General features: G+C 68.7%; 22 protein-coding genes. 14 read left to right on the plus strand and 8 right to left on the minus strand.

Annotated elements, in window-relative coordinates; genetic code table 11:
- Positions 1 to 53 precede the first annotated feature (53 nt).
- From mlaD to SNE34_RS07310, 4 genes are all read left to right on the plus strand, one after another.
- Positions 54 to 608, plus strand: coding sequence for an outer membrane lipid asymmetry maintenance protein MlaD (gene mlaD / locus SNE34_RS07295; RefSeq protein ID WP_332616137.1), 555 nt, complete (start codon positions 54 to 56; stop codon positions 606 to 608).
- A gap of 5 nt (positions 609 to 613) precedes the next feature.
- The gene (locus tag SNE34_RS07300; RefSeq protein WP_332616139.1) at positions 614 to 1,261 is read left to right on the plus strand and encodes an MlaC/ttg2D family ABC transporter substrate-binding protein; all 648 of its coding nucleotides are present in this window, start codon (positions 614 to 616) and stop codon (positions 1,259 to 1,261) included.
- 2 nt (positions 1,262 to 1,263) lie between these two features.
- Positions 1,264 to 1,584, plus strand: a complete 321-nt coding sequence (locus tag SNE34_RS07305; RefSeq protein ID WP_332616141.1) for an STAS domain-containing protein — start codon at positions 1,264 to 1,266, stop codon at positions 1,582 to 1,584.
- Between the two features lie 78 nt (positions 1,585 to 1,662).
- Positions 1,663 to 2,811, plus strand: coding sequence for an MlaA family lipoprotein (locus tag SNE34_RS07310; RefSeq protein ID WP_332616143.1), 1,149 nt, complete (start codon positions 1,663 to 1,665; stop codon positions 2,809 to 2,811).
- 9 nt (positions 2,812 to 2,820) lie between these two features.
- On the opposite strand, the gene SNE34_RS07315 is transcribed toward SNE34_RS07310, so the two are convergent.
- Positions 2,821 to 4,182, minus strand: a complete 1,362-nt coding sequence (locus SNE34_RS07315; RefSeq protein ID WP_332616145.1) for a DNA recombination protein RmuC — start codon at positions 4,180 to 4,182, stop codon at positions 2,821 to 2,823.
- An 86-nt stretch (positions 4,183 to 4,268) separates the two neighbouring features.
- Between SNE34_RS07315 and SNE34_RS07320 the strand changes: the two genes are divergently transcribed.
- Positions 4,269 to 4,616, plus strand: coding sequence for a GFA family protein (locus tag SNE34_RS07320; RefSeq protein WP_332616146.1), 348 nt, complete (start codon positions 4,269 to 4,271; stop codon positions 4,614 to 4,616).
- A 13-nt stretch (positions 4,617 to 4,629) separates the two neighbouring features.
- Here SNE34_RS07320 and SNE34_RS07325 read toward each other — a convergent pair whose 3' ends face one another.
- The gene (locus SNE34_RS07325) at positions 4,630 to 5,715 is read right to left on the minus strand and encodes a mechanosensitive ion channel family protein (protein WP_332616148.1); all 1,086 of its coding nucleotides are present in this window, start codon (positions 5,713 to 5,715) and stop codon (positions 4,630 to 4,632) included.
- Positions 5,716 to 6,015: 300 nt separating this feature from the next.
- Positions 6,016 to 7,194, minus strand: coding sequence for a class I SAM-dependent rRNA methyltransferase (locus SNE34_RS07330; RefSeq protein WP_332616149.1), 1,179 nt, complete (start codon positions 7,192 to 7,194; stop codon positions 6,016 to 6,018).
- 90 nt (positions 7,195 to 7,284) lie between these two features.
- Here SNE34_RS07330 and SNE34_RS07335 point away from each other — a divergent pair, with 90 nt between their 5' ends.
- From SNE34_RS07335 to SNE34_RS07355, 5 genes are all read left to right on the plus strand, one after another.
- On the plus strand, positions 7,285 to 8,061 hold the full coding sequence (locus SNE34_RS07335) for a rhomboid family intramembrane serine protease (protein WP_332616150.1): 777 nt from the start codon (positions 7,285 to 7,287) through the stop codon (positions 8,059 to 8,061).
- 453 nt (positions 8,062 to 8,514) lie between these two features.
- Entirely contained in the window at positions 8,515 to 9,540 is a 1,026-nt protein-coding gene (locus SNE34_RS07340) for a TIGR00266 family protein (RefSeq protein WP_332616152.1), read from the plus strand.
- Between the two features lie 76 nt (positions 9,541 to 9,616).
- The gene (locus tag SNE34_RS07345; RefSeq protein WP_332616154.1) at positions 9,617 to 10,654 is read left to right on the plus strand and encodes a patatin-like phospholipase family protein; all 1,038 of its coding nucleotides are present in this window, start codon (positions 9,617 to 9,619) and stop codon (positions 10,652 to 10,654) included.
- A gap of 144 nt (positions 10,655 to 10,798) precedes the next feature.
- Positions 10,799 to 11,404, plus strand: coding sequence for a DUF421 domain-containing protein (locus tag SNE34_RS07350; RefSeq protein ID WP_332616156.1), 606 nt, complete (start codon positions 10,799 to 10,801; stop codon positions 11,402 to 11,404).
- A 109-nt stretch (positions 11,405 to 11,513) separates the two neighbouring features.
- On the plus strand, positions 11,514 to 12,128 hold the full coding sequence (locus tag SNE34_RS07355) for a hypothetical protein (protein ID WP_332616158.1): 615 nt from the start codon (positions 11,514 to 11,516) through the stop codon (positions 12,126 to 12,128).
- Between the two features lie 25 nt (positions 12,129 to 12,153).
- Here the strand turns inward: SNE34_RS07355 and SNE34_RS07360 are convergent, their stop codons facing one another.
- Positions 12,154 to 12,636, minus strand: a complete 483-nt coding sequence (locus SNE34_RS07360; RefSeq protein ID WP_332616160.1) for an Lrp/AsnC family transcriptional regulator — start codon at positions 12,634 to 12,636, stop codon at positions 12,154 to 12,156.
- A 133-nt stretch (positions 12,637 to 12,769) separates the two neighbouring features.
- On the opposite strand from SNE34_RS07360, the gene phhA reads away from it, so the two are divergent.
- The 4 genes from phhA to SNE34_RS07380 all read left to right on the plus strand — a co-directional run bounded on the left by phhA (position 12,770) and on the right by SNE34_RS07380 (position 16,848).
- Positions 12,770 to 13,657, plus strand: coding sequence for a phenylalanine 4-monooxygenase (gene phhA, locus SNE34_RS07365; protein WP_332616162.1), 888 nt, complete (start codon positions 12,770 to 12,772; stop codon positions 13,655 to 13,657).
- Positions 13,658 to 13,788: 131 nt separating this feature from the next.
- Positions 13,789 to 14,097 carry a hypothetical protein gene (locus SNE34_RS07370; RefSeq protein ID WP_332616164.1) on the plus strand — a complete coding sequence of 103 codons (309 nt, stop codon included), beginning with the start codon at positions 13,789 to 13,791 and terminating at the stop codon, positions 14,095 to 14,097.
- Positions 14,098 to 14,161: 64 nt separating this feature from the next.
- Entirely contained in the window at positions 14,162 to 15,271 is a 1,110-nt protein-coding gene (locus tag SNE34_RS07375) for a class 1 fructose-bisphosphatase (RefSeq protein WP_332616166.1), read from the plus strand.
- Positions 15,272 to 15,426: 155 nt separating this feature from the next.
- Complete coding sequence (locus tag SNE34_RS07380; RefSeq protein ID WP_332616168.1) at positions 15,427 to 16,848, plus strand: sigma-54 dependent transcriptional regulator; 1,422 nt, start codon at positions 15,427 to 15,429, stop codon at positions 16,846 to 16,848.
- 24 nt (positions 16,849 to 16,872) lie between these two features.
- Here the strand turns inward: SNE34_RS07380 and SNE34_RS07385 are convergent, their stop codons facing one another.
- The 4 genes from SNE34_RS07385 to SNE34_RS07400 form a co-directional block, all read right to left on the minus strand.
- Positions 16,873 to 18,243 (minus strand): transporter, encoded by a 1,371-nt coding sequence (locus SNE34_RS07385; RefSeq protein ID WP_332616170.1) that lies wholly within the window; start codon positions 18,241 to 18,243, stop codon positions 16,873 to 16,875.
- Positions 18,244 to 18,354: 111 nt separating this feature from the next.
- Positions 18,355 to 19,071: a hypothetical protein gene (locus SNE34_RS07390; protein ID WP_332616172.1), complete on the minus strand. Its 717-nt coding sequence runs from the start codon at positions 19,069 to 19,071 to the stop codon at positions 18,355 to 18,357.
- Positions 19,072 to 19,164: 93 nt separating this feature from the next.
- Positions 19,165 to 19,917 carry a C39 family peptidase gene (locus tag SNE34_RS07395; RefSeq protein WP_332616173.1) on the minus strand — a complete coding sequence of 251 codons (753 nt, stop codon included), beginning with the start codon at positions 19,915 to 19,917 and terminating at the stop codon, positions 19,165 to 19,167.
- Positions 19,918 to 19,979: 62 nt separating this feature from the next.
- The gene (locus SNE34_RS07400) at positions 19,980 to 20,750 is read right to left on the minus strand and encodes a hypothetical protein (protein ID WP_332616175.1); all 771 of its coding nucleotides are present in this window, start codon (positions 20,748 to 20,750) and stop codon (positions 19,980 to 19,982) included.
- Positions 20,751 to 20,755: the final 5 nt, after the last annotated feature.

The following is a 20,755-nucleotide window of genomic DNA, read 5'->3' on the forward strand; positions in this document are numbered from 1 at the left end:
TGTGCGGCCTCATCAATGCAACACCCGCTCGGTCGCGGGTTGAGGTAACTCCCATGTCCTCCCGAGCCCCACGTATCGAATTCGCCGTCGGCGCCTTCCTGCTGCTCGCGCTGGCCTCGCTGCTGGTGCTGGCGATCGCCTCCACCAACGGCAAGTTCGGCTTCGGCGGCGATCATTACGAGATCACCGCGCGCTTCACCAACCTCGGCCCGCTGCGCGCGAACGCGCCGGTCAAGGTCGGCGGGGTCGCGATCGGCCACGTCTCCGACATCGCGCTGGACCCGGTCAAGCTCGATTCGGTGGTGACGCTGGCGATCGACAAGCGCTATTCGGACCTGCCGGCCGACACCAGCGCGGCGATCCTGACCTCCGGCCTGCTCGGCGAAAGCTACGTCGGCCTGCAGCCCGGCGGCGATCCGGAGCCGCTCAAGGAAGGCGACGCGATCTTCCTGACCCAATCCTCGGTCGACCTGATGCAACTGGTCGGCAAGTACATGTTCAGCGGCGGCCCGGACAATGGCGGCAATCCTGCGGGCGCGGACGAGGCCCCCGCCACCGACGTGCCCGCCTACCTGCAGGAAAGCGACCCCGTCTCCCCCACGGAATGACTCTTATGAAGCGCACCCTCATCGCCACCGTCGTCGCCGCCGCGCTGCTCGCCAGCGCTCCGGCTGTCGTCCTCGCCGCCCCGCAGGCCGCGAGCGCCACCACCACCGCCAGCTCGCCGAGCAAGATGGTGCTGGACAACTCCACCCGCATCCTGACCACGCTGGAAGCCCGCCGCGACGAGTTCAAGACCGATCGCGAGGCGCTGCGCGAGTTCATCGCCAGCGAGTTCAACCAGATGTTCGACCGCACCTACGCCGGCCGGCTGGTGCTGGGCCGCCACGGGCGCGGCGCCTCCGACGCCGACGTCCAGCTGTTCGCCGACGCCCTGGCCGAGAACCTGATGCAGCGCTACGGCTCCTCGCTGCTCGATTTCAACTCCGAGCTGCGGGTGCGGATGAAGTCCGAAACCCCGCTGCGCGGCGGCTCGATGGTCAAGGTGTCCAGCGAGTTCCTGCGCGAGGGCGGCGAGCCGATCCCGGTCGACTACCTGATGCGCAAGACCGGCGGCAGCTGGAAGGTGTTCGACGTGATGGTCGAGGGCGTGAGCTTCGTGCAGACCTTCCGCAACCAGTTCGACGGCCCGCTGTCGCGCAAGTCGATCGCGCAAGTCGCCGCCGACCTCAAGGCCGGCAAGATGCAGGCCGGCAAGTAACGATGACGCCCGTGCCCGCCAGCGTCGTCCGCGACGGCGACGCCCTGGTGTTCAGCGGCGCGCTCGACCGCGCCGCAGTGCCCGGGCTGTGGAAGCAGGTGCCGACGTTGCCGGCCGGGATCCGCCGGCTTGAACTGGGCGCGGTCACCGTGGTCGACAGCGCCGGGCTGGCATTGCTCGGCGAACTGGCCGCGCGGCTGCCCGGGGTCACGGTGCACGGCGACCCGCCGGGATTGTCGGAACTGCGCGCTGCCTACCGGCTGGAACCGCAGCTGGGCTTCGTCGGCGCGTCGCCTGCCGCGACCGCCACGACGTCCGCCTGACCGCTCGGGCGGCCCTCCGCAACGCGCTGTTGCGCCCGCGCATGGCCGTCATCGCCGCCGCGCCTTAAACTGCCGACCATGCGCCCCCACGCCATCGACCTGCCGGCCCACGCCGCCGGCCCCCTCCGTCGCGCTCGCGCGCTCGCCCTCGGCCTGTTGCTGGCCGCCGGCGCGAGTGGCTGCACCTCGACCCCGGCCGTCCGCGCCGAACCTCCGGCAGTAGCGGCCACGCCGCCGGCGAGCGCCGATGGCGTGGCAGTCGCCGCCGGGCCGACTGCGCCAACGACCGCCACCACCCTTGCGACGGAGATCGAGCCTGCTGACGCCACGTCCGGATCCACCACCGCCGAGTTCGCCGCCACCGAGCCGCTGACCGTCGACCCCGACCTCACGACAGCCGATCCCGCCGCCGATCCGACCGCCGCGCCGACCCAGGCCGAGCTCGACTTCGCCGCGATCTACGGCGGCCAGGACCCCTACAACCCGGTCGCCGACCCGACCCTGCCGCAGCCGACCCCGGTCGCCGAAACCTACGACCCGTGGCAGCGCTACAACCGGCAGATGCACCGCTTCAACAACCTGGTCGACCGCAGCATCGCCCGGCCGCTGGCGCGCGCCTATGTCGCGGTGGTGCCGCGGCCGGTGCGGCTCGGCGTGCGCAACTTCTTCAGCAATCTCGGCCAGCCGGTGTCGGCGGTCAACGCGTTGTTGCAGGGCAAACCGAAGCAGGCGGCCCACGCGATCGGCCGCTTCGCGCTCAACACCACACTCGGGATCGGCGGCATCTTCGACCCCGCCAGCGACGCCAAACTGTCGCGGCGCAGCGAGGACTTCGGCCAGACCCTCGGCATCTGGGGCTGGGAAAAGTCGCGTTACGTCGAGTTGCCGCTGTTCGGTCCGCGCACCGTGCGCGACGTGTTCGGGATGATTGGCGATGCGCCGCTGAGCCCGTTGCGCCAGGTCAATGACGACGCCACCCGGATCCCGCTGCAGGGCCTGCAACTGGTCGACGTGCGGACCCAGCTGCTGGCCACCGACAGCCTGCGCGCCGGCGCCGCCGACGACTACGCGCTGGTCCGCGACGCCTGGATGCAACGCCGCGACTACCAGATCTTCGGCGACCGCGTCGAGGAAGGCGAAGACGTGGCCCTGCCGGAGTACATGCGTGACGACAGCCTGCCGATCGTGCCGGCCGCCGCGGTGCCGGTGATGCCGACCGACGGCTGAGCGCGACCGCTACTCGTCGTCGGCCTCGTCGATCCCCAGCAGGACCTGGCTCTCGTCGGCCGGCAATGACTCGACCTCGCGCAGCTTGCGGGTCAGCACGTTGGTGCGGGTGCGGGTCTGCTCGATCTTGTTGCTGGCCTCGTCGAGCTTCTTCTTGACCCCGGCCAGCACGTCGCCGAACTTGCCGAACTCGGTCTTGACCGCGCCGAGCGTGCGCCAGACCTCGCTCGAACGCTCCTGGATCGCCAGCGTGCGGAAGCCCATCTGGAAGCTGGTCATCAACGCCAGCAGGGTGGTCGGGCCGGCGACGGCGATGCGCTGGTCGCGCTGCAAGGCATCGACCAGCCCGGGCCGGCGCAGCACCTCCGCATACAAACCCTCGGTCGGCAGGAACAGGATGCCGAACTCGGTGGTATGCGGCGCGCACAGGTATTTCTCGCGGATCCGCGCGGCTTCCTTGCGCACCGCACGCTCGAGCGCGTCGCTGGCCGCGCGCGCAAGCTCGACCTCGCCGCGCTCCTGCGCGTCGAGCAGGCGCTCGTAATCCTCGCGCGGGAACTTGGCGTCGATCGGCAGCCACACCGGTGCCTCGCCACTGGAGCCGGGGAAACGCACCGCGAACTCGACCCGCTCGTTGCTGCCCGGTACCGTCGCCACGTTGGCGGCGTACTGGTCAGGCGCGAACACCTGTTCCAGCAGCCCGGCCAGTTGCACTTCGCCGAACACGCCGCGCGACTTGACGTTGCTCAGCACGCGCTGCAGGCCGCCGACATCGGCCGCCAGCTTGGTCATGTCGCCCAGGCCCTGGTGGACCTTGGCGAGCATGGTGGTGACGTTGCCGAAGCTCTCGGTCAGGCGCGTCTCCAGGGTCGCGTGCAGCTTCTCGTCGACGGTCGCGCGCATCTGCTCGAGCTTGCTGGCGTTGTCGGCCTGCAGCTCGCGCAATTTCTGTTCGAGGGTGGCGCGCATCTCGCCGATGCGCTGCTCGTTGCGCTGGGTCATCTCGCTCAGGCGCTGGCCGATCGCCTCGCTGGAACGCTGCTGGACCTCGGCGCCCTCGGCGCGGGCCTTGCGGGCGTCATCGATCAGCGCCTCGCGCAACAGGTCGAGCCGCTGGTCGGTGCGCTGGGTCAGTTCGGCGAGGTTGCGGCCGAAGCCGTCGATGCGGGTTTCCTGTTGCCCCGACAGGCTGTCGAGCTGCTGCCGCAACTCGGCGCGGCCGCCCCGCTGCTCCTCGCGCAAGGCCTGCTCCAGCCGGCTGCGGTGCGCCTCCAGCAGCGCGTCGGGCTTGCGCAACAGCAACAGGACCAGCAACACGATCGCGACCAGGACCGCGACCAGCAGGACGACAAGGAGCGTGGATTCGGGCATGCCGCCAGTGTAGCCGCCGGCGTCGCGCCGGTTGAGACCGTGCGACGGGAGTATCGTCGTCCCACCATCCACACGGAGAGACCCCGATGACCTACAAGGGAAGCTGCCATTGCGGCAAGGTGACGTTCGAGGCCGACGGCGCGATCGAGGGTGCGGCGTCGTGCAACTGCTCGATCTGCCAGCGCAAGGGCTGGCTGCTGTGGTTCGTGCCGCGCGACACGCTGCGGGTGACCGCGGGCGAGGACGCGTTGTCGACATATACGTTCAACAAGCATGTGATCAAGCACCGCTTCTGCGCGGCCTGCGGCATCCATCCGTTTGGCGAGGGCACCGACCCGAAGGGCAACGCGATGGCGGCGATCAACATCCGCTGCATCGAGGGCATCGACCTGGATGCGGTTCCGGTCAAGCAGATCGACGGGCGATCGTTCTAGCCGCGGCTACGACTCAGCGGTTGTCGGCCTTCGGGAACCGCACGCGACCCGGTTCGGCGTTGAGCCGATGCAGCATTTCCACGATCAACCGGGTCTTGACCGAGCCGGCGCGCTTGGGCTCGATCACGTAGCGCACGGTGGCCTCGACCCAGGTGTTGCTGCTGACCCGGAACAGCACCGACGGCCGCTCGTTGACCTCGACCTGGTCGACCGGGGTCTGCGCGAGGATCTCGCGGAAGGTCCGCACTCGTTCGATCATCGCCTCGCCGAGCGCTTCCTCGACCGTTTCGCGCATGACCCGGTCGACGAACTCCAGGTCGCTGTCATAGGCGACCTGGAAAGTGATCTCGTTCCAGATGTACGGGAACACCGGCCACGAGTAGTTGTAGACCGCGGTCGACAGCACGTTGGCATTGGGGAACTTGACCAGCCGTCCGCTCGGATGGTCGGTCGAGATGTACTCGCCGCCGACCTCCCACAAGGTGGTGTCGAGGTAATCGACATCGATCACGTCGCCGGTCGCCTCGCCGATCCGGATCCGGTCGCCGACCCGATACGGCTCGCGCGCGAGGATGTAGACCCAGCCGATCAGGCTGGTGATCGGCGTCTGCAGCGCAAATCCCAGCACCAAAGAGATCAGCCCGAGTGACGCCGCCGCCGCGTACCAGTTGGCGAACAGCACCGAGATCACGATCACCGCCAGCAGCAGGTAGACCGCCAGTCTCAGCACACGCTCGAGGTTGTAGCGGGTGACCGCCTCCTGCGCCCGGCCGATCGCGTAGGCCTCGATGGCCTTGGCCAGGCCCAACACCAGCACCACCGCCATCGCCCCGAGGGTCATGCGGCGCAACAGCGGCAGGTACTGCTCGGCGAAGCCGAAGAACTGCAGCCGAAACAGGTAGTACACGACCGCCAGGCCAAGCAGCATCAACAGATAGCCACCAAGCCAGACCTTGTGCCGCGGCGCGACCGGCGGCGGCGTCACCTCATCGCGGGTGGTGGCTGTCTGCCGCAGAGCGCGCTGGATCTGCTCGGAGTGCGCGTCGCCTGATGGCAGTGAGCCGGGATTTTTAGGCGGCTTGGCTTGATTCGAAGACATCTCGATTCCCACCCGCCGTCAGCGGTGGCGGGGCATCACGAGCAAACCACGCGAGCGGTACCCATCAAGTGAACATCACCCAGGCCGCAGCGCTTCATCCGCAACCAGACCACGACCTACAAACACCGACGCGGCGTCCTGGCCGGGTGCTGCGTAAAGCACGCCATGGATGGCGTGCGGCGGTGAGTGCGGCCATGGATGGCCGCCCGAACCGGGGAGCTGCATCCGGCCAGGGCGTCGCCCCTCCCGAAGCCCGCGCAGTCCTGCTTTTGTTTGCCGTTGCCGTTGCCGCGGATCAGATCAATCCAGCACGCGACAGAACACCGCCTTCAGATACCGCGACTCCTGCACCTGCGCCAGCCACGGATGGTCCGGCCCCGCACCGGCGACCTTCAACACCTGCACCGTGCGGTTCGAATAGAACGCTGCCCGCCGCAGCATGTCGAGGAACTGCTCCTCGCTGACCAGTCCCGTGCACGAGAACGTCGCGAACAGCCCGCCGGGCTTGACCACCGACATCGCCAGCTTGTTCATGTCGAGGTACTTCTTCAGCGCCGGGATCACCTGCTCGCGATCGCGCGTCATCTTGGCCGGATCCAGGATCACCACGTCGTACTGCTCGCCCGCGTTGCCCGCATCGCGCAGCCACGGAAAGATGTCGGCCTGGATGAAGCGCGGCCGCACGTTGTTGAGCTTGGCATTGCCCTTGGCGATCTCGATCACATCCGCATCGATATCGACCCCGACCACCTCGGCCGCACCGCGCACCGCCGCGTACACCGCGAAACCGCCGGTGTTGCAGCACAGGTCCAACACCCGCTTGCCTTCGACCTGCTGACTCAGCCACTGCCGGTTTTCGCGCTGGTCGGCGAAGAAGCCGGTCTTGTGCGCACCGGCCGGATCGGCGCGGAACTTCACTCCGTACTCGGTGATGATGCTCGGCTGTACCGGCTCGGTGCCGCGGAAGTCGAACGACTCCTGCTTCTGCACGTGCTCGTCAGCGAACATGTAGAAGCGGCAGCCCGGGAACTGCTCACGCAGCGCCGCCTGGATCCACTCGCGATGGCGGAACGCGCCGGCGCTGAAGAATTCCAGTACCAGCAGGTCGGCGTAACGGTCGATGACCAGCCCGCTGATGCCGTCGCCCTCGCTGTGGAACACGCGCCAGGCGTCGGACACCTCGTCGAGCCGGAGCAGGTCGCGGCGCAGCGAGACGGCGGCGGCGATCTTGCGCGCGAACCAGTCGGCGTCGATCACCGCGTTCGGATCGCTGTCGAGCATGCGCAGCGCAATGCGCGAATGGCCGTTGTAGAAGCCACGACCGATCAGGTCGCCGTCGACCCCGATCACGTCGACGATCGAGCCCGGCCGCGGCCGCTGCTCGGGCTTGGCGACCAGTCGCTGGAAGATCCACGGGTGCGAGGATTTCCAGGCGTTCTTGAGATGGACGGTGGGGATCGGGGCGGGCGCATTGTTCATCGCACCATTCTACGCGGGCGCCCGCCAGCATCGGGTTTGCCGCGCGGCGGCACCCATTGGAATGGCCGACGCCGGCACCATGTCGGAGCCATGCACCTGTCCGACGACGCCGTCCCGCTCGATCCCCACGCCCAGCGCGCCGCCGACCGCCGCCGCTGGCTGGGCGCGTTCAACCTCAGCCTCGCCTTCGTGCTGGTGCTGTGCGTGGTGTTCGCGCTGCAGTCGAGCATCGACCTGCGCGCCTGGACGGTGCAGCCGTGGTCGGCCGCGGGCCTGCTCGGCCTGATCGGCGCGCCGCTGCTGCACGGCTCGGTCGAGCACATCGCCGCCAACGCGATCTCGTTGTTGCTGCTCGGCACCCTTGCCGGCGGCATGTACCCCCGCGCTAGCGCCCGCGCGCTGCCATTGATGTGGCTGGGTTCCGGCCTCGGCGCCTGGCTGCTCGGCGAGGCCGGCTCGCACCACCTCGGCGCCAGTGGCCTGACCCACGGCCTGATGTTTTTGGTGTTCGTGCTCGGCCTGCTGCGCCGCGACCGCCCGGCGATCGCGGCGGCGATGATCGCGTTCTTCCTCTACGGCGGCATGCTGCTGACGGTGTTCCCGCGCGAGGCCGGGATCTCGTGGCAGGCGCATCTTGGCGGTGCGATTGGCGGCGTCATCGCGGCCGCGCTGTGGCGCCGGCTCGACCCGCAGGCGCCGCGGCGCATGTACAGCTGGGAGCTCGAAGAGGAGCCGCGCGCGATGGAGGCGCGGGCCGGCGACGATCCGCTGGAGCCGCCGTCGCCGGAGGAGGTGCCGGTGTTGTGGCGGCGGCCGGAGCAGGGTGATGTCGGGACGGTGTTGCCGTTTCGGCGGCGTGGGGAGTGAGACGAGCGGTTGTTTTTTGCGTGTGGCGCGGTGATGTACAGGTCGCGACTTACATCGCTCCTGCAACGACGGTACGACGCGTTTTGGGGGCGTGATTGAACCGGTTTTCGGATCGCGGCTGAAGCCGCTCCTACGACCGAAGGAAGTCCAGTCGGACAAGAGCTTGATGGCCGAAGCCCACGCCACCCATGCGCCGAAGCGGCGTCCCTTGGCGGGTGCGGCGCACAGCGGCCAGGGATGGCCGCGGCCGGTGAGTCGGACAGGATGTCCGACCGAACCGGGAAGCCGCACCCGCCAGGGGCGTCGCTCCCCGCCGAAGCCGAGAACCCCGCCCCGCCCTCCACCAGAGCCGAGAAATCCGCCCCGCGCAATGCCAACCACTTCCGGCATACGCAACCCCCGACCGCAACGCCTAGACTCGCAACTCCACCCCAACCTCGACAAGGAATTCGCATGGAACGTTGGTACTTCAGCGCCGGCAGCAACAGCCCGCGCATCGGTCCGCTCGACGACAACGCCGCCAGCGCGCATGCGCAGCAGCATCCCGAGGATTTCTGCTGGCGCGAAGGTTTCGCCGCGTGGCAGCCGGTCGGCGATGTCGCCGAACTGAACCCCACCCGCGCCACCGCGCCGCCCAGCATGCCGGCGTTGCCGTCCACCGGCTCCGGCGGCGGTCGCGACGACGAGATCGACTACCGTATCGTCGGCAGCGACATGCAGTTCGTCGAAGTCGAACTCGACCCCGGCGAGAGCGCGATCGCCGAAGCCGGTTCGCTGATGTACAAGGACGCCGCGGTGCAGATGGACACCGTGTTCGGCGACGGCCGCCATTCCGGCCAGGGTGGCGGCCTGATGGACAAGCTGCTGTCGGCCGGCAAGCGCGTGGTCACCGGCGAGAGCCTGTTCACCACCGTGTTCACCCATGCCGGCCAGGGCAAGGCCCGGGTCGCGTTCGCCGCGCCCTACCCCGGCACCGTGATGGCGATGAAGCTGTCCGACCACGGCGGCCGGCTGGTCTGCCAGAAGGACAGCTTCCTCGCCGGCGCGCGCGGAGTGCAGGTCGGCATCCACTTCCAGCGCAAGATCCTGACCGGCCTGTTCGGCGGCGAGGGCTTCATCATGCAGAAGCTCGAGGGCGACGGCTGGGTGTTCGTACACGCCGGCGGCACCGTGATGGAAATTGACCTCAAGCCCGGCGAGCGGCTCGAGGTCGATACCGGCTGCGTGATGGCCTACCACTCCACGGTCGACATGGACGTGCGCGCGGTCGGCGGCATCAAGAGCATGCTGTTCGGCGGCGAGGGCGTGTTCCTGGCGACCCTGACCGGGCCGGGCAAGGTCTGGCTGCAGTCGCTGCCATTCTCGCGGATGGCCGGGCGGATGCTCGCCGCGGCGCCGGGCGGCGGCGGTCGCGACAAGGGCGAGGGCTCGGTGCTCGGCGGCCTCGGCGGTTTGATCAGCGGCGATCGCGGATTCTGAGTACCGCGACGGCTGGCGTTCAAGCGCTTGCGGCTATGCTGCGGCGCCTGAACTCCCGCCGCCGCTGCGTTATCCGATGAACTTGATCCCGCGGCTGCGACCGCTGCTGTTGATGTTGGCCACGGTGCTGTTGGTCGGGTGCCTCGGCGACCCGCGGCCGACGCCGCCAACGGCGGTCACGCCGCCGCCGGTGGTGCCCAAGGTCCGCATCGGCATCGCCCTCGGCGGCGGCGCGGCCAAGGGCTTCGCCCACATCGGCGTGATCAAGATGCTCGAGGCCCACGGCCTGGAGCCGGTGGTGGTCGCCGGCACCAGCGCCGGCAGCGTGGTCGGCGCCTTGTATGCGAGCGGGATGGACCCGGCGCAGTTGCAGCGCCATGCGATCGCGCTGGACGAGGACGAGATCCGCGACATCAGCCTGTTCTCCGGCGGCCTGATCGAAGGCCAGCTGCTGCAGGACTACGTCAACCGGCTGGTGGCGCGGCGCCCGATCGACAAGTTCGCCAAACCGTTCGCCGCGGTCGCGACCCGGCTCGAGGACGGCAAGCGCAGCGTGTTCGTGCGCGGCGACACCGGCCAGGCGGTGCGCGCCTCGTCGAGCATCCCCGGGGTGTTCGAGCCGGTCGCGATCGGCAACTGGCATTACGTCGACGGCGGGGTGGTCAGCCCGGTGCCGGTCGACGCCGCGCGCCAGCTCGGCGCCGAGCTGGTGGTCGCGGTCGACATCTCCAGCCGCGCCAGCGGCACGATGTCCGGCAGCCTGCTCGGCATCGTCGACCAGTCGATCACGATCATGGGCCGGCAGCTGGCCGCGCAGGAACTGGCGCGCGCCGACGTGGTGATCCGGCCCAGGGTCAACGACATCGGCGCGGCCGACTTCGAACAGCGCGACCGCGCGATCCTCGCCGGCGAGCAGGCCGCGCTCGCGGCGATCCCGCAGATCCGCGCGCAGCTGGCGCGGATGAAGCAGGCCCGCGTCGATGCGGTCGTCGCCAAGACGCGCGCGGCGGCCGCGGCAAAGGCACGGGCCATCGCCCGCTGCAAGGAAGCCCAGGGCTGGTTCGACGACGAGTTCGAGTGCGACGGCGCGACCGTCACCGACGGCAGTCGCTAGCGGCTCGCGGCGCACCGCAAGCATTGACGCCGGCGACACACCCGCGCGCGCAGCCTGAGCCGGGCGCGCGCGCTCGACTTGTTGTCGCGCGTCCTAGTCCCGGAGCCGACTCGCTGGATCGGCGGACGCTACACAGGAACCACCATGGAAGCCGATGTAAACGTGTTCGACTGGTATCGGATCCTGCTCGGCCCGCCGCCGCCGTGGTTCCTGCTGGAAATCGTCTTCCGGGTGCTGATGATCTTCCTGCTGCTGATGCTGGTGGTGCGGCTGATGGGCAAGCGCGGCCAGCGCGACCTCAGCCCGATGCAGAACGTGTTGCTGATTGCGCTGGGTTCCGCCGCCGGCGATGCGATGCTGTACCCGGACGTTCCGCTGACCTATGCCGCATTGATCCTGATTGGCGCGACCGTGGCGACGGTCACCCTGGAGTGGATGTCGGAGCATTGGCAGCCGATGCGCGACTACCTGGAATCCCGGCCGCGGGTGCTGGTGCGCAACGGTGAGGTCGATTTCGAGGCGTTGCGCAAGGAGCGCACCACCCGCCGCGAGTTGTACGCCGAACTGCGAATGAAGGGCGCCTCGTCGTTGTCGCAGGTCGACGCGGCGATCCTGGAGGTCACTGGCGACGTCAGCGTGTTCCTCAACGACCGCAACCCCGACGCCAACGATTTGCTGGAATACGTGCTCGACCCTGATCGGCACGCCGCGCCTCAGAGTGACAAGCCCGGCAAACCGGCGTCTGAATGAGTACTTCGGCCGCACCGGCCCGCCGATTGTCACGCCATCCCAATGGTTTTTTCACCCGGGCCACTGGCCCGGCAGCACAGGCTGGATATCCCGACCCGGAGATCCGCCAATGAAAAAGTCCGCTTTCGACCAAGCCCAGTTGCACGAACTTGTATACCAGGCGCTGGAAACCGAGCTTGGCGGCGCGAAGGTGTATGAGGCCGCCCTGCGTTGCGCGGTCAACGAGGACCTGCAGAAAGAATGGACCGAATATCTCGAGCAGACCCGGACCCACGTCGACGTCGTGACCCGGCTGTGCGAAACCCTTGGGCTGGATCCCGCCACGATGACGCCGGGCCGTGAGGTCGTCGGCCATCTGGGCAAGTCGCTGGTCAAGGCGATGGAGATGGCGCTGGCCGCTGGCGACCCAGCCGCGGCCGAACTGGTCGCCTGCGAGTGCGTGGTGCTGGCCGAAACCAAGGATCACTCCAACTGGGAGCTGATGGGACACGTCGCCAAGCACGGCAAGGGCGAAGAGACCAAGGCGCTCAAGGCCGCATACGACGCGGTCGAGCAGGACGAGGACCACCACCTGTTCCACACCAAGGGCTGGTGCCGGGAGTTGTGGATCCAGTCGCTCGGCCTGGACGCGGTATTGCCGCCGCCGGAGGAGGAAAAGCAGGTGGAAACCGCAATCGACGCCGCCCGTGCGAAACAGTCACGCGAGCAGATGATGAAACACTAAAGCGTGCGACTGCGACAGGCACAGGTCAGGGCGTCGACCCCGGCAGCGGCATCCCGCGGAACGCCTTGACCGTGCGCAGGACGAAACTGGAATTGACGTCGTCGACCCCCGCCTGGTTGAGCAGGCGGTCGAGCAGGAAATGCGAGAAGTGCTCGAGGTCGCGCACCGCGACCTGCAACAGGTAATCCATGTCGCCGGTCAGGGCGTGGCACGCGACGACCTCGTCCCACTGGTTGACGAAGCCGCTGAACGCCTCCACCGCGGCGCTGTCGTGGCGACCCAGCTGGACCCGGACGAACGCCTGCAGGCCGAGGCCGAGCCGATCGGGGTCGACCTCGGCGCGGTAACCGGCGATCACCCCGTCGCGCTCCAGCCTCTGGACCCGACGCAGGCAGGCCGACGGCGACAGGTTGACCCGTTCCGCAAGCTCGGCATTGGTCTGGCGACCGGCGCGTTGCAGTTCGGCCAACAGCAGCAGGTCGGTGCGGTCAAGGGTGACGGCTGGCATCGAAAGGCGCCTATCGTGGGTTTGACGCAATAATCGTGCGCCGCTTGCCGGATATCAAGCAACGACGCAACACGATTGCGGGCACCTCCCGGTAAAGTGGTGCTTCAAAGGCACCATACTGGAGACCCACGCCATGGAATCGCCCAAGCGCGTCGAATCGCAGCTGACCGACAAGGGGTACGTCCCGGTCTACACCACCGCCGTGGTCGACCAGCCGTGGGACGACTACAGCGAAACCGACCACCGGGTCTGGGCGCAGCTGTTCGAACGCCAGAAGCAGGTGCTGCCCGGCCGCGCCAGCGACGAGTTCATGGCCGCACTCTCCGCCATGGAGATGACCGCCGACCGGATCCCGAAATTCGCCGATCTCAACCTGATCCTGCGCGAGGCCACCGGCTGGGAGCTGATCGGGGTCGAAGGCCTGTTGCCGGAGCTGACCTTCTTCGACCACCTCGCCAACCGCCGTTTCCCGGTGACCTGGTGGATCCGCACGCCCGAGCAAATGGATTACCTGTCGGAGCCGGACCTGTTCCACGACCTGTTCGGCCACGTGCCGCTGCTGATGAACCCGGTGTTCGCCGACTACATGGAGGCCTACGGCCGCGGCGGGGTCAAGGCGCACGGCATTGGCGAGGACGCGCTGGTCAACCTGACCCGGTTGTACTGGTACACGGTGGAATTCGGCCTGATCCGGCAGAAGGACGGGCTGCGGATCTACGGCAGCGGCATCGTCAGTTCCAAGGGCGAGTCGATCCATTGCCTCGAATCGGACGCGCCGAACCGGATCGGTTTCGACCTGCAGCGGATCATGCGCACCCGCTACCGGATCGACACCTACCAGAAGACCTACTTCGTGATCGACAGCTTCGAGCAGCTGATGGAAGCGACCGGCCCGGACTTCGCGCCGATCTACGACAAGCTCGCGCAGCTCGACTCGATCCCCGCCGGCGACGTCCGCGACGACGACAAGGTCTACCACCGCGGCAGCGGCGAGGGTTGGCTGAACGACGGCGACGTCTGAACGCCCGTCACACCGTCGACCGCGATAGCGGCTATCCTGCGCCGCCGCCGAGACCCGGCCTTCACCCGCGCCGGGCGATCATGGCGCTCCGGTCTCGGCTGCTGCGACCGACACGAACCAAGCTGGACTGCATGAACGACTTCTCTGCCGATGAGCTGCGCGCCGAACTGGAGCGCTGTGACGCCACCATGGCAATCGCGATGCGTCGGGCCGGCCAGGGTTCCGACCCGGTGTTCGAGCGCCGCCTCGACGCCCACGCCCGCAGCCTGCGGGCGATGCTCGATGCCGACGGCGCGGCGGTGACGATGGACACCATCGACGCCGCCAAGCGGGTCATGAGCGCCGCCGACCCGGCCGCGCCGCTGCTGATGCTGGCGATGGCCCGCGAGAACCTGGCGGCGGTGATCCGACGCTCGCAGCGCATGCGCAACGCCGCCTGATCGCCTCGGTGCGAGGGTGGCCGGCGCTACAATGCCGGCCTCCCGCCATGCCCCGTCCGTGACCATGACCAACGTTGCCGCGTCCGCTGTTTCCGCTTCACCCGGCCCGCTCTCCCCGGCCCCGCTTTCGTCGAATCCCATTTCGCTGACCCGCTTCCTGATCGAGGAGCAGCGCGCCGGCCACCTCGGCCCGGACCTGCGCCTGCTGATCGAAGTGGTGGCGCGCGCCTGCAAGCGGATCTCGATCGAGGTCGGCAAGGGCGCGCTCGGTGGCGTGCTCGGCGATGCCGGCAGCCCCGGCGTCGGCAGCATCAACATCCAGGGCGAGGCGCAGAAGAAGCTCGACGTGATCGCCAACGACGTGCTGCTGGAGGCCAACGCCTGGGGCGGCCACCTCGCCGGCCTGGCGTCGGAAGAGATGGACCACAGCATGCCGATCACGGACATCTCCCCCGACGGCTCGCCGAGCGGCAACTACCTGCTGCTGTTCGATCCGCTCGACGGCAGCTCCAACATCGACGTCAACATCTCGGTCGGCACGATCTTCTCGGTGTTGCGCTGCCCCGACGGCGTGACCACCCCGGGCGACGAGCATTTCCTGCAGCCCGGCACCGCGCAGGTCGCCGCCGGCTACTGCACCTACGGCCCGAACACCACGTTGGTGCTGACCGTCGGCCACGGCACCCACGCCTTCACCCTCGACCGCGAGGTCGGCGGCTTCATGCTGACCACCCGCGGCATGCGGATCCCCGAGGAGACGAAGGAGTTCGCGGTCAACATGTCCAACCAACGCCACTGGCAGCCGCCGATGCAGGCCTACGTCGCCGACCTGCTGGCCGGCAGCACCGGCCCGCGCGGCAAGGACTTCAACATGCGCTGGGTCGCCAGCATGGTCGCCGACGTGCATCGCATCCTGACCCGCGGCGGCATCTTCAGCTACCCGCTGGACGCCAAGTGCGCGGCCAAGGGCGGCCGCCTGCGGTTGATGTACGAAGCCAACCCGATGGCGTTCCTGGTCGAGCAGGCCGGCGGCGCCGCCAGCACCGGTCGCGGGCGCATGCTGGAAGTGCAGCCGGAGGGCCTGCACCAGCGCATTCCGGTGTTCCTGGGATCCGCCGGCGAGGTCGAGGTCGCGGCGCGCTACCACCGCGAACACGGCAGCGTCAGCGCCTGACCAGTGCCCGCTCGCCCGGCCGCCGGGTGGGCGAGCGGCCGGCCAGCCTGAACGGGACAGCATCGCCCTGACCGCTAACGGCCGCCACTGCCGTTGATATCACTTGCCCGGAGGAGTCGACGCGGCTGTTGCGCGACGGGGGCAAGGAGTATCGGATGGCGCACGACGGATCACGTGCAGAGCTAGCCGGGGGGACCGGCGAACGCAAGCTGATTTACGTCACCCGCGGCGGCGCCGGTCGGGTGCTGTCGCTGGGCGGCCTGCAGCAGCTCGGCTGGGAGCTGCTACGCGCGCCCGATGCACGCAGCGTGCTGCGGCTGCTGCAGCGCGACAGCGGGCACCCGCATGCCGCGCTGCTCGACCTGCGCGAGGGATTCAGCGAGCAGGATCTGGCCGAGTTCGGCGATGCGCTGTCGGCCAACAATGTCGGCTGGGTCGCGGGCGTCGATGCACGCCATCTGCGCGAAGAACCGGTGCGCCGGCTGATCCGCGACTACTGCTACGACTACGTCACCCTGCCCTGCCCCGAAGCCGTGCTCAACACCGTGATCGGCCACGCCCACGGCATGGCCGCGCTGGCCTGCGAACGCAGCGGGCCCGCCCCGGTCGAGAACGGCACCGACGGCATCATCGGCGACAGCCCGGCGATGCGCGCGCTCAGCCGCACCCTGCGCAAGGCCGCCCTGACCGAGGCGCCGGTATTCATCGCCGGCGAGACCGGCACCGGCAAGGAACTCGCAGCGATGGCGGTGCACCGGCATTCGCGCCGGCATGCCCATCCGTTCGTCGCGATCAACTGCGGCGCGATCCCGCACAACCTGGTGCAGTCGGAACTGTTCGGCTACGAGCGCGGCGCGTTTACCGGCGCCCAGCACCGCAAGCTCGGCCGCTTCGAGATGGCCGATGGCGGCACCCTGTTCCTCGACGAGATCGGCGACCTGCCGCTGGAGAGCCAGGCCTCGCTGCTGCGGTTCCTGCAGCAGGGCAGTTTCGAGCGCCTCGGCGGCCACGAGCAGATCCGGGTCGATGTGCGGATCATCTCGGCCACCCACCACGCGCTGGAAGAGGCGGTGGCCGAAGGCCGTTTCCGCGCCGACCTCTACCATCGCCTGTGCGTGCTGCGGCTGCAGCAGCCGCCGCTGCGCGACCGCGGCAGCGACATCGACCGGCTGGCCGAACATGCGCTCAAGCGCTACTCGCAGGAAGGCCAGCACGTGTTCAAGGGTTTCGCGCCGTGTGCCCGCCACGCGTTGCACAACCATGACTGGCCCGGCAACGTGCGCGAGCTGATCAACCGCGTGCGCCAGGCCGTGGTGATGGCCGAAGGCCGGCTGATCACCGCCGCCGACCTCCACATCGAGGGCAGCGCCTCGCGGCCGCCACCGACCCTGGAAGACAGCCGCGATGCAGCGACCCGCGAGGCGATCGAGCGCGCACTGCAACGCAACCGTGGCCGCCTGATCGATACCGCCCGCGAACTCGCGGTGTCGCGGGTCACGCTGTATCGGCTGATGGGCCGGCACGGCTTGCGCCAAGGCGACGCCGGGTCCGACGACAAGTCCGTCAGCATCGCCTGACGCCGGGGCCCGCGGCGCCGGCGGTCAGAACGACTTCGACGCGCGGATGCCCATCACGAAGTTCGGTGCGTCGGGGGTCAGGCCGGCGGCCAGCTGGCCACTCATGGTCCAACCCGACGGCAGCGCGTAGGTCGCACCAATGTTGAGCGCGGTGCTGTTGCTGGAACTGCCGGGCACGCGCATTTCCGCCTGCCCCGGTGCGGTGGTATGGGTGGCGGCGGAGAACGCGCTGGCGACGCTGAAACTGACCGCGGAACGGTCGTTGAGCGCGATCGCCAGGCCGGCGCTGAGCTGGATCGAGTTCCCCAGCGACACCTCGGCCGGCGAGACCTGGTCGAGCACCGGGGAGATGTCGTCGAAATCCTCCGGTCGGTACATGGTGTAGCCGACATTGGCGAACAGGATCACCGGGTCGTAGGTGCGCAACGCCGAGACGTTGGCGGTCGCGCTCCACAGGCCGGTGCCGGTCGGCAGCGCCTCGGGCACGTTGAGGTTGTCGTTGGTCTCGTCGGCCTGGATGAGCTTGAGGCCGAACGGATCGCGCCCGGTCGGCGCGCGTACGCGCAGGCTGGCGACGAGGTCGGGCCAGCGCGCCGACTCCTTCACCAGCTGGTAGTACGCCGCGACACTGGCGTCGCCGATGCCGCTGGAGCTCAGCTGGACCTCGCTGACCGCGGTGGACGCGCCACCGACGCCAGCGCTGACGAAGCGGCTGTCACGCCAGACGTACGGGATGCTGGCTTCCAGGCTGATCCGGTCGGTGAGGCCGTAGCGACCGGTGACGTCAAGGGTGGCGACGGTGACCTTGGACTGGTCGAGGTTGAGGTTGCCGAGGAAGATCGCGTCGAGAGCGAGGAAGCCGCTCAATGCGAGCTGGCGCCGGTCGTAGTAGCTGTAGTTCATGCCGGCGTCGAAGGTGAACTTGCGCTCGAACAGCGGCGCATGCTCGCGGACAACCAGTGCCTTCTCCTGTTCGCGCTGCGCGGCTTCCGCCTCGCGCCGCGCCTCGCCGATCTGCATCGGTTCGTCCGCCGGTGCCGGGGGCGGAATGGGTTGCGGGGCTTGCGGGGCTTGCTGCGCCAGTTGCGTCGGCGGGGGTTCTTGCGGCGATAGCTCCTGCGGCGACTGCTCTTGCGGCGCCGGGCCGAGGCCGCGGCCACGCTGGGCCATCTCGAGCCGCTCGACCTCGTCGCGCAGGCGCTGGATTTCGCGTTGCTGCGCGGCGAGCGTCTCGCCGAACTGCTGCAGTTGCTCGCGCAAGCTGGCCTCGCCGTCGTCCTGCATGCTGCCGGTGGCGAGCGGGTCAGCGGCATGCGCAGTGCCGGTCAGCGCCGCCGCGATGGCGAGCCCAAGCAGGTTTGCGGTCAGGCGCGTGGTCCCTGGCGTCCCCATCATCCTCGAGCCCCCTTCGTCCTCGTCGTCTTCATGTCCCCGGCCTCTCCGTGGCAAGCATCCCTTGGTGCAACATCGGCCGGGAAACGGCCGTGCACTGCGCGGGTCCCCAGTTCAACGTCCTAGTCCGTCGAGACCGGCCAGCGCCTGGCGCACGCCGAGCTGGTGCAGCTCGCCGTTCGACATCGGGCTGGTCATGAGCTGCAACTGCAACTGGTTGAACCCGACCATGCCGTTGCCGGCGATCTGTCCGCTCTGCAGCACCTGGCCATTCGCGCCGGACGCGTGCAGCTGCTGGGTCAACCCGGCGCCCGGACCACTCAGGGCCAACTGCAGGCCGCGATCGAGGAACGTGACCTGGGCGGTCATGCCGCCGGCACTGGCGCTGCTCGATGTGGCGCCGTTGAACTGGCCGGCGCCACCGGCCGTGGCCGGCATGAAGGAGATGGTCGTCAGGTTGGTCATCCGGTTGCCGTCGCCGGCGATCTGGCTGACCTGGCCGATGCCGTCGACCTGCAGGCCTTGCGCACCGACGGCGCTGCCGTGCGGGAGTCCCGTCGCGGCGGTGCCCTCGGTAGCGCTGCTGCGGCTGTCGACGCGCACGTCGAAGCCGTTCCCGACGCGGATCATCTGCAGGCTGCCGGTTGCATTGGCGGTGCCGCCCTGGGCCGTGCTGAGTGACGACACCAGGTCGATGCGCAGGCCGACCAACAGGTTGGCGCCGAAGTACTTGCCGTTGAGCGTGCCGAGGGTGGCGTCATCGACGATTTCGACGCGAACAGGGGGCAGGGCGGCCGCCGGGGGAGCGGCCGCCACTGCCACGAGGGCCATGAACAGGGCACGGGGGAGTGTGTTTCGATTCATGAGGCCTCGCTTGGAACAGGTGCATCCATATGTGGGCGTCTGGCACGGCCAGCCCGCCGCTCAGAACAGATCGGTGACCACCAGCCCGAACTCCACCACCCGCGGCGGTGTGGTCGCGTGCTCGAGCGCGTCCACGCGTCGCTTCAGTGCGGGCGACTCGTGGCTGTTGACCAGATAGGAATCGGAGCGGATCGGGATGTCGGCGACCACCGCCAGGACGATGCCGTTCCAGCCGGCGATGAAGTCGTCCTCGACCATCACCCGATGGCCCAGCGCGGGATCGGCGACGTACACGCGTCCGGCCGAGGCGCCCTTGACCAGCACGAAGTGGCGGTAACCCTTGATGTCGAGCAGCGCGATCACCGGGATCTGCAGCCGGTACAGCGCATCGGGTTCGATCCGGTAGCCATGCGCACGCATGCCGACGGCTTCGACGTAGCGCTTCATGTCGAGCATCGAGAAACCGTTGCGCACGACTTCCTCCGGGTTCGCGCCGACCATCATCTGCTTGATCAGCTCCTGCTCCGACACGTCCATGCCGTAGCCGTACTGCAGCAGGCTGGCGAGCGCGGCCGAGCCGCAGCTGAAGTCGTAGTGTTGTTGCACCAGTTCGCGAAAGCGCAGGTCGCGCAGGCTGCGAACCGACTTCTGTGCCGGCGCGATGCCGGTCAGCACGCCGATGCCGTGGCGGCTCTGCGCCTGCACGTCGGCGACGCCGGCGATGGGCCACAGGACCACCGCCGCGACGCCGGCAAGCAGCGGGCGCATGCCGGCTGCCTTGATTCTCTGGAACGCGTTGTGTTGCAGCTTCATGTAGAGCCCCGTCAGGCCCGTTCCGACCGCGGCGTATGCCGCGGCCGGAACGGAGACAACGATCAGAGACCGCCGCCGACCGCGATCGCGGTGCCGTTGTGCTGGGCATTGCCGGCACCGGAAGCGACGTTGACACCGATGTTGCCGATGGCGTCGGCGAGTGCGTTGCCGTCGATCGACGCGGTGTTGTCGATATCGCGAAGCGCGAGCACGACGTTGAACACCGAGAGCTGCTCGCTGTCGGCGCTCGCCTTGGCGATCGCACCGGAGCTGTTGACCGACGCGGCCAGCGCATTGGTCTGCGCGTTGCCGGCGCCGGCGGCGACGTTCAGGCCGATGTTGCCGGAGGCATCGCGCAGCGCGTCGTCACCGACGTGGGCGTCGTAGATCAGTTCGCCGACGGGACCGCTCGGGAAGTCGGTGGCGATGTTGGCACCGGTCGCCTGGCTGTTGAACACCATCGCCGAGGCGAACACGTTGTCGGCGTCGATCGCCGACAGCGCGGCGTCGTTGGCCTGCAGGTTGCCGGCACCGGCGGCGACGTTGGCCTGGATGTTGCCGAATGCACCGCGCATCGCGTTGTCTTCGACCGAGGCGAAGTTGTCGCCGTCACCCAGCATCAGGCTGAGCAGGCTGAGCTGGTCCTGGTCGACCACGGCGGCGGACTCGCCGTCGACCCAGATGTCGCCGTCGACGAAGACATCGCCGTCGACGTCGATGGTGTTGGTGGTGTACCACGAGGTGTAGAGATCGGCGTCGTCGCCGGCGGCGAACGCCGAAGCGGAGAACAGGCTGCCGAGGGCAATGGCGAGCAGGGTGGCTTGCAGTTTCATGGTCT

Source organism: Novilysobacter erysipheiresistens (assembly GCF_036663935.1).
Classification (GTDB): domain Bacteria; phylum Pseudomonadota; class Gammaproteobacteria; order Xanthomonadales; family Xanthomonadaceae; genus Novilysobacter; species Novilysobacter erysipheiresistens.

Bases quoted from the DNA above. Each gene is read 5' to 3' on its own strand.
- mlaD (WP_332616137.1), top strand. From the start codon at position 54: ATGTCCTCCCGAGCCCCACGTATCGAATTCGCCGTCGGCGCCTTCCTG.
- SNE34_RS07300 (WP_332616139.1), top strand. From the start codon at position 614: ATGAAGCGCACCCTCATCGCCACCGTCGTCGCCGCCGCGCTGCTCGCC.
- SNE34_RS07305 (WP_332616141.1), top strand. From the start codon at position 1,264: ATGACGCCCGTGCCCGCCAGCGTCGTCCGCGACGGCGACGCCCTGGTG.
- SNE34_RS07310 (WP_332616143.1), top strand. From the start codon at position 1,663: ATGCGCCCCCACGCCATCGACCTGCCGGCCCACGCCGCCGGCCCCCTC.
- SNE34_RS07315 (WP_332616145.1), bottom strand. From the start codon at position 4,182: ATGCCCGAATCCACGCTCCTTGTCGTCCTGCTGGTCGCGGTCCTGGTC.
- SNE34_RS07320 (WP_332616146.1), top strand. From the start codon at position 4,269: ATGACCTACAAGGGAAGCTGCCATTGCGGCAAGGTGACGTTCGAGGCC.
- SNE34_RS07325 (WP_332616148.1), bottom strand. From the start codon at position 5,715: ATGTCTTCGAATCAAGCCAAGCCGCCTAAAAATCCCGGCTCACTGCCA.
- SNE34_RS07330 (WP_332616149.1), bottom strand. From the start codon at position 7,194: ATGAACAATGCGCCCGCCCCGATCCCCACCGTCCATCTCAAGAACGCC.
- SNE34_RS07335 (WP_332616150.1), top strand. From the start codon at position 7,285: ATGCACCTGTCCGACGACGCCGTCCCGCTCGATCCCCACGCCCAGCGC.
- SNE34_RS07340 (WP_332616152.1), top strand. From the start codon at position 8,515: ATGGAACGTTGGTACTTCAGCGCCGGCAGCAACAGCCCGCGCATCGGT.
- SNE34_RS07345 (WP_332616154.1), top strand. From the start codon at position 9,617: ATGAACTTGATCCCGCGGCTGCGACCGCTGCTGTTGATGTTGGCCACG.
- SNE34_RS07350 (WP_332616156.1), top strand. From the start codon at position 10,799: ATGGAAGCCGATGTAAACGTGTTCGACTGGTATCGGATCCTGCTCGGC.
- SNE34_RS07355 (WP_332616158.1), top strand. From the start codon at position 11,514: ATGAAAAAGTCCGCTTTCGACCAAGCCCAGTTGCACGAACTTGTATAC.
- SNE34_RS07360 (WP_332616160.1), bottom strand. From the start codon at position 12,636: ATGCCAGCCGTCACCCTTGACCGCACCGACCTGCTGCTGTTGGCCGAA.
- phhA (WP_332616162.1), top strand. From the start codon at position 12,770: ATGGAATCGCCCAAGCGCGTCGAATCGCAGCTGACCGACAAGGGGTAC.
- SNE34_RS07370 (WP_332616164.1), top strand. From the start codon at position 13,789: ATGAACGACTTCTCTGCCGATGAGCTGCGCGCCGAACTGGAGCGCTGT.
- SNE34_RS07375 (WP_332616166.1), top strand. From the start codon at position 14,162: ATGACCAACGTTGCCGCGTCCGCTGTTTCCGCTTCACCCGGCCCGCTC.
- SNE34_RS07380 (WP_332616168.1), top strand. From the start codon at position 15,427: ATGGCGCACGACGGATCACGTGCAGAGCTAGCCGGGGGGACCGGCGAA.
- SNE34_RS07385 (WP_332616170.1), bottom strand. From the start codon at position 18,243: ATGATGGGGACGCCAGGGACCACGCGCCTGACCGCAAACCTGCTTGGG.
- SNE34_RS07390 (WP_332616172.1), bottom strand. From the start codon at position 19,071: ATGGCCCTCGTGGCAGTGGCGGCCGCTCCCCCGGCGGCCGCCCTGCCC.
- SNE34_RS07395 (WP_332616173.1), bottom strand. From the start codon at position 19,917: ATGAAGCTGCAACACAACGCGTTCCAGAGAATCAAGGCAGCCGGCATG.
- SNE34_RS07400 (WP_332616175.1), bottom strand. From the start codon at position 20,750: ATGAAACTGCAAGCCACCCTGCTCGCCATTGCCCTCGGCAGCCTGTTC.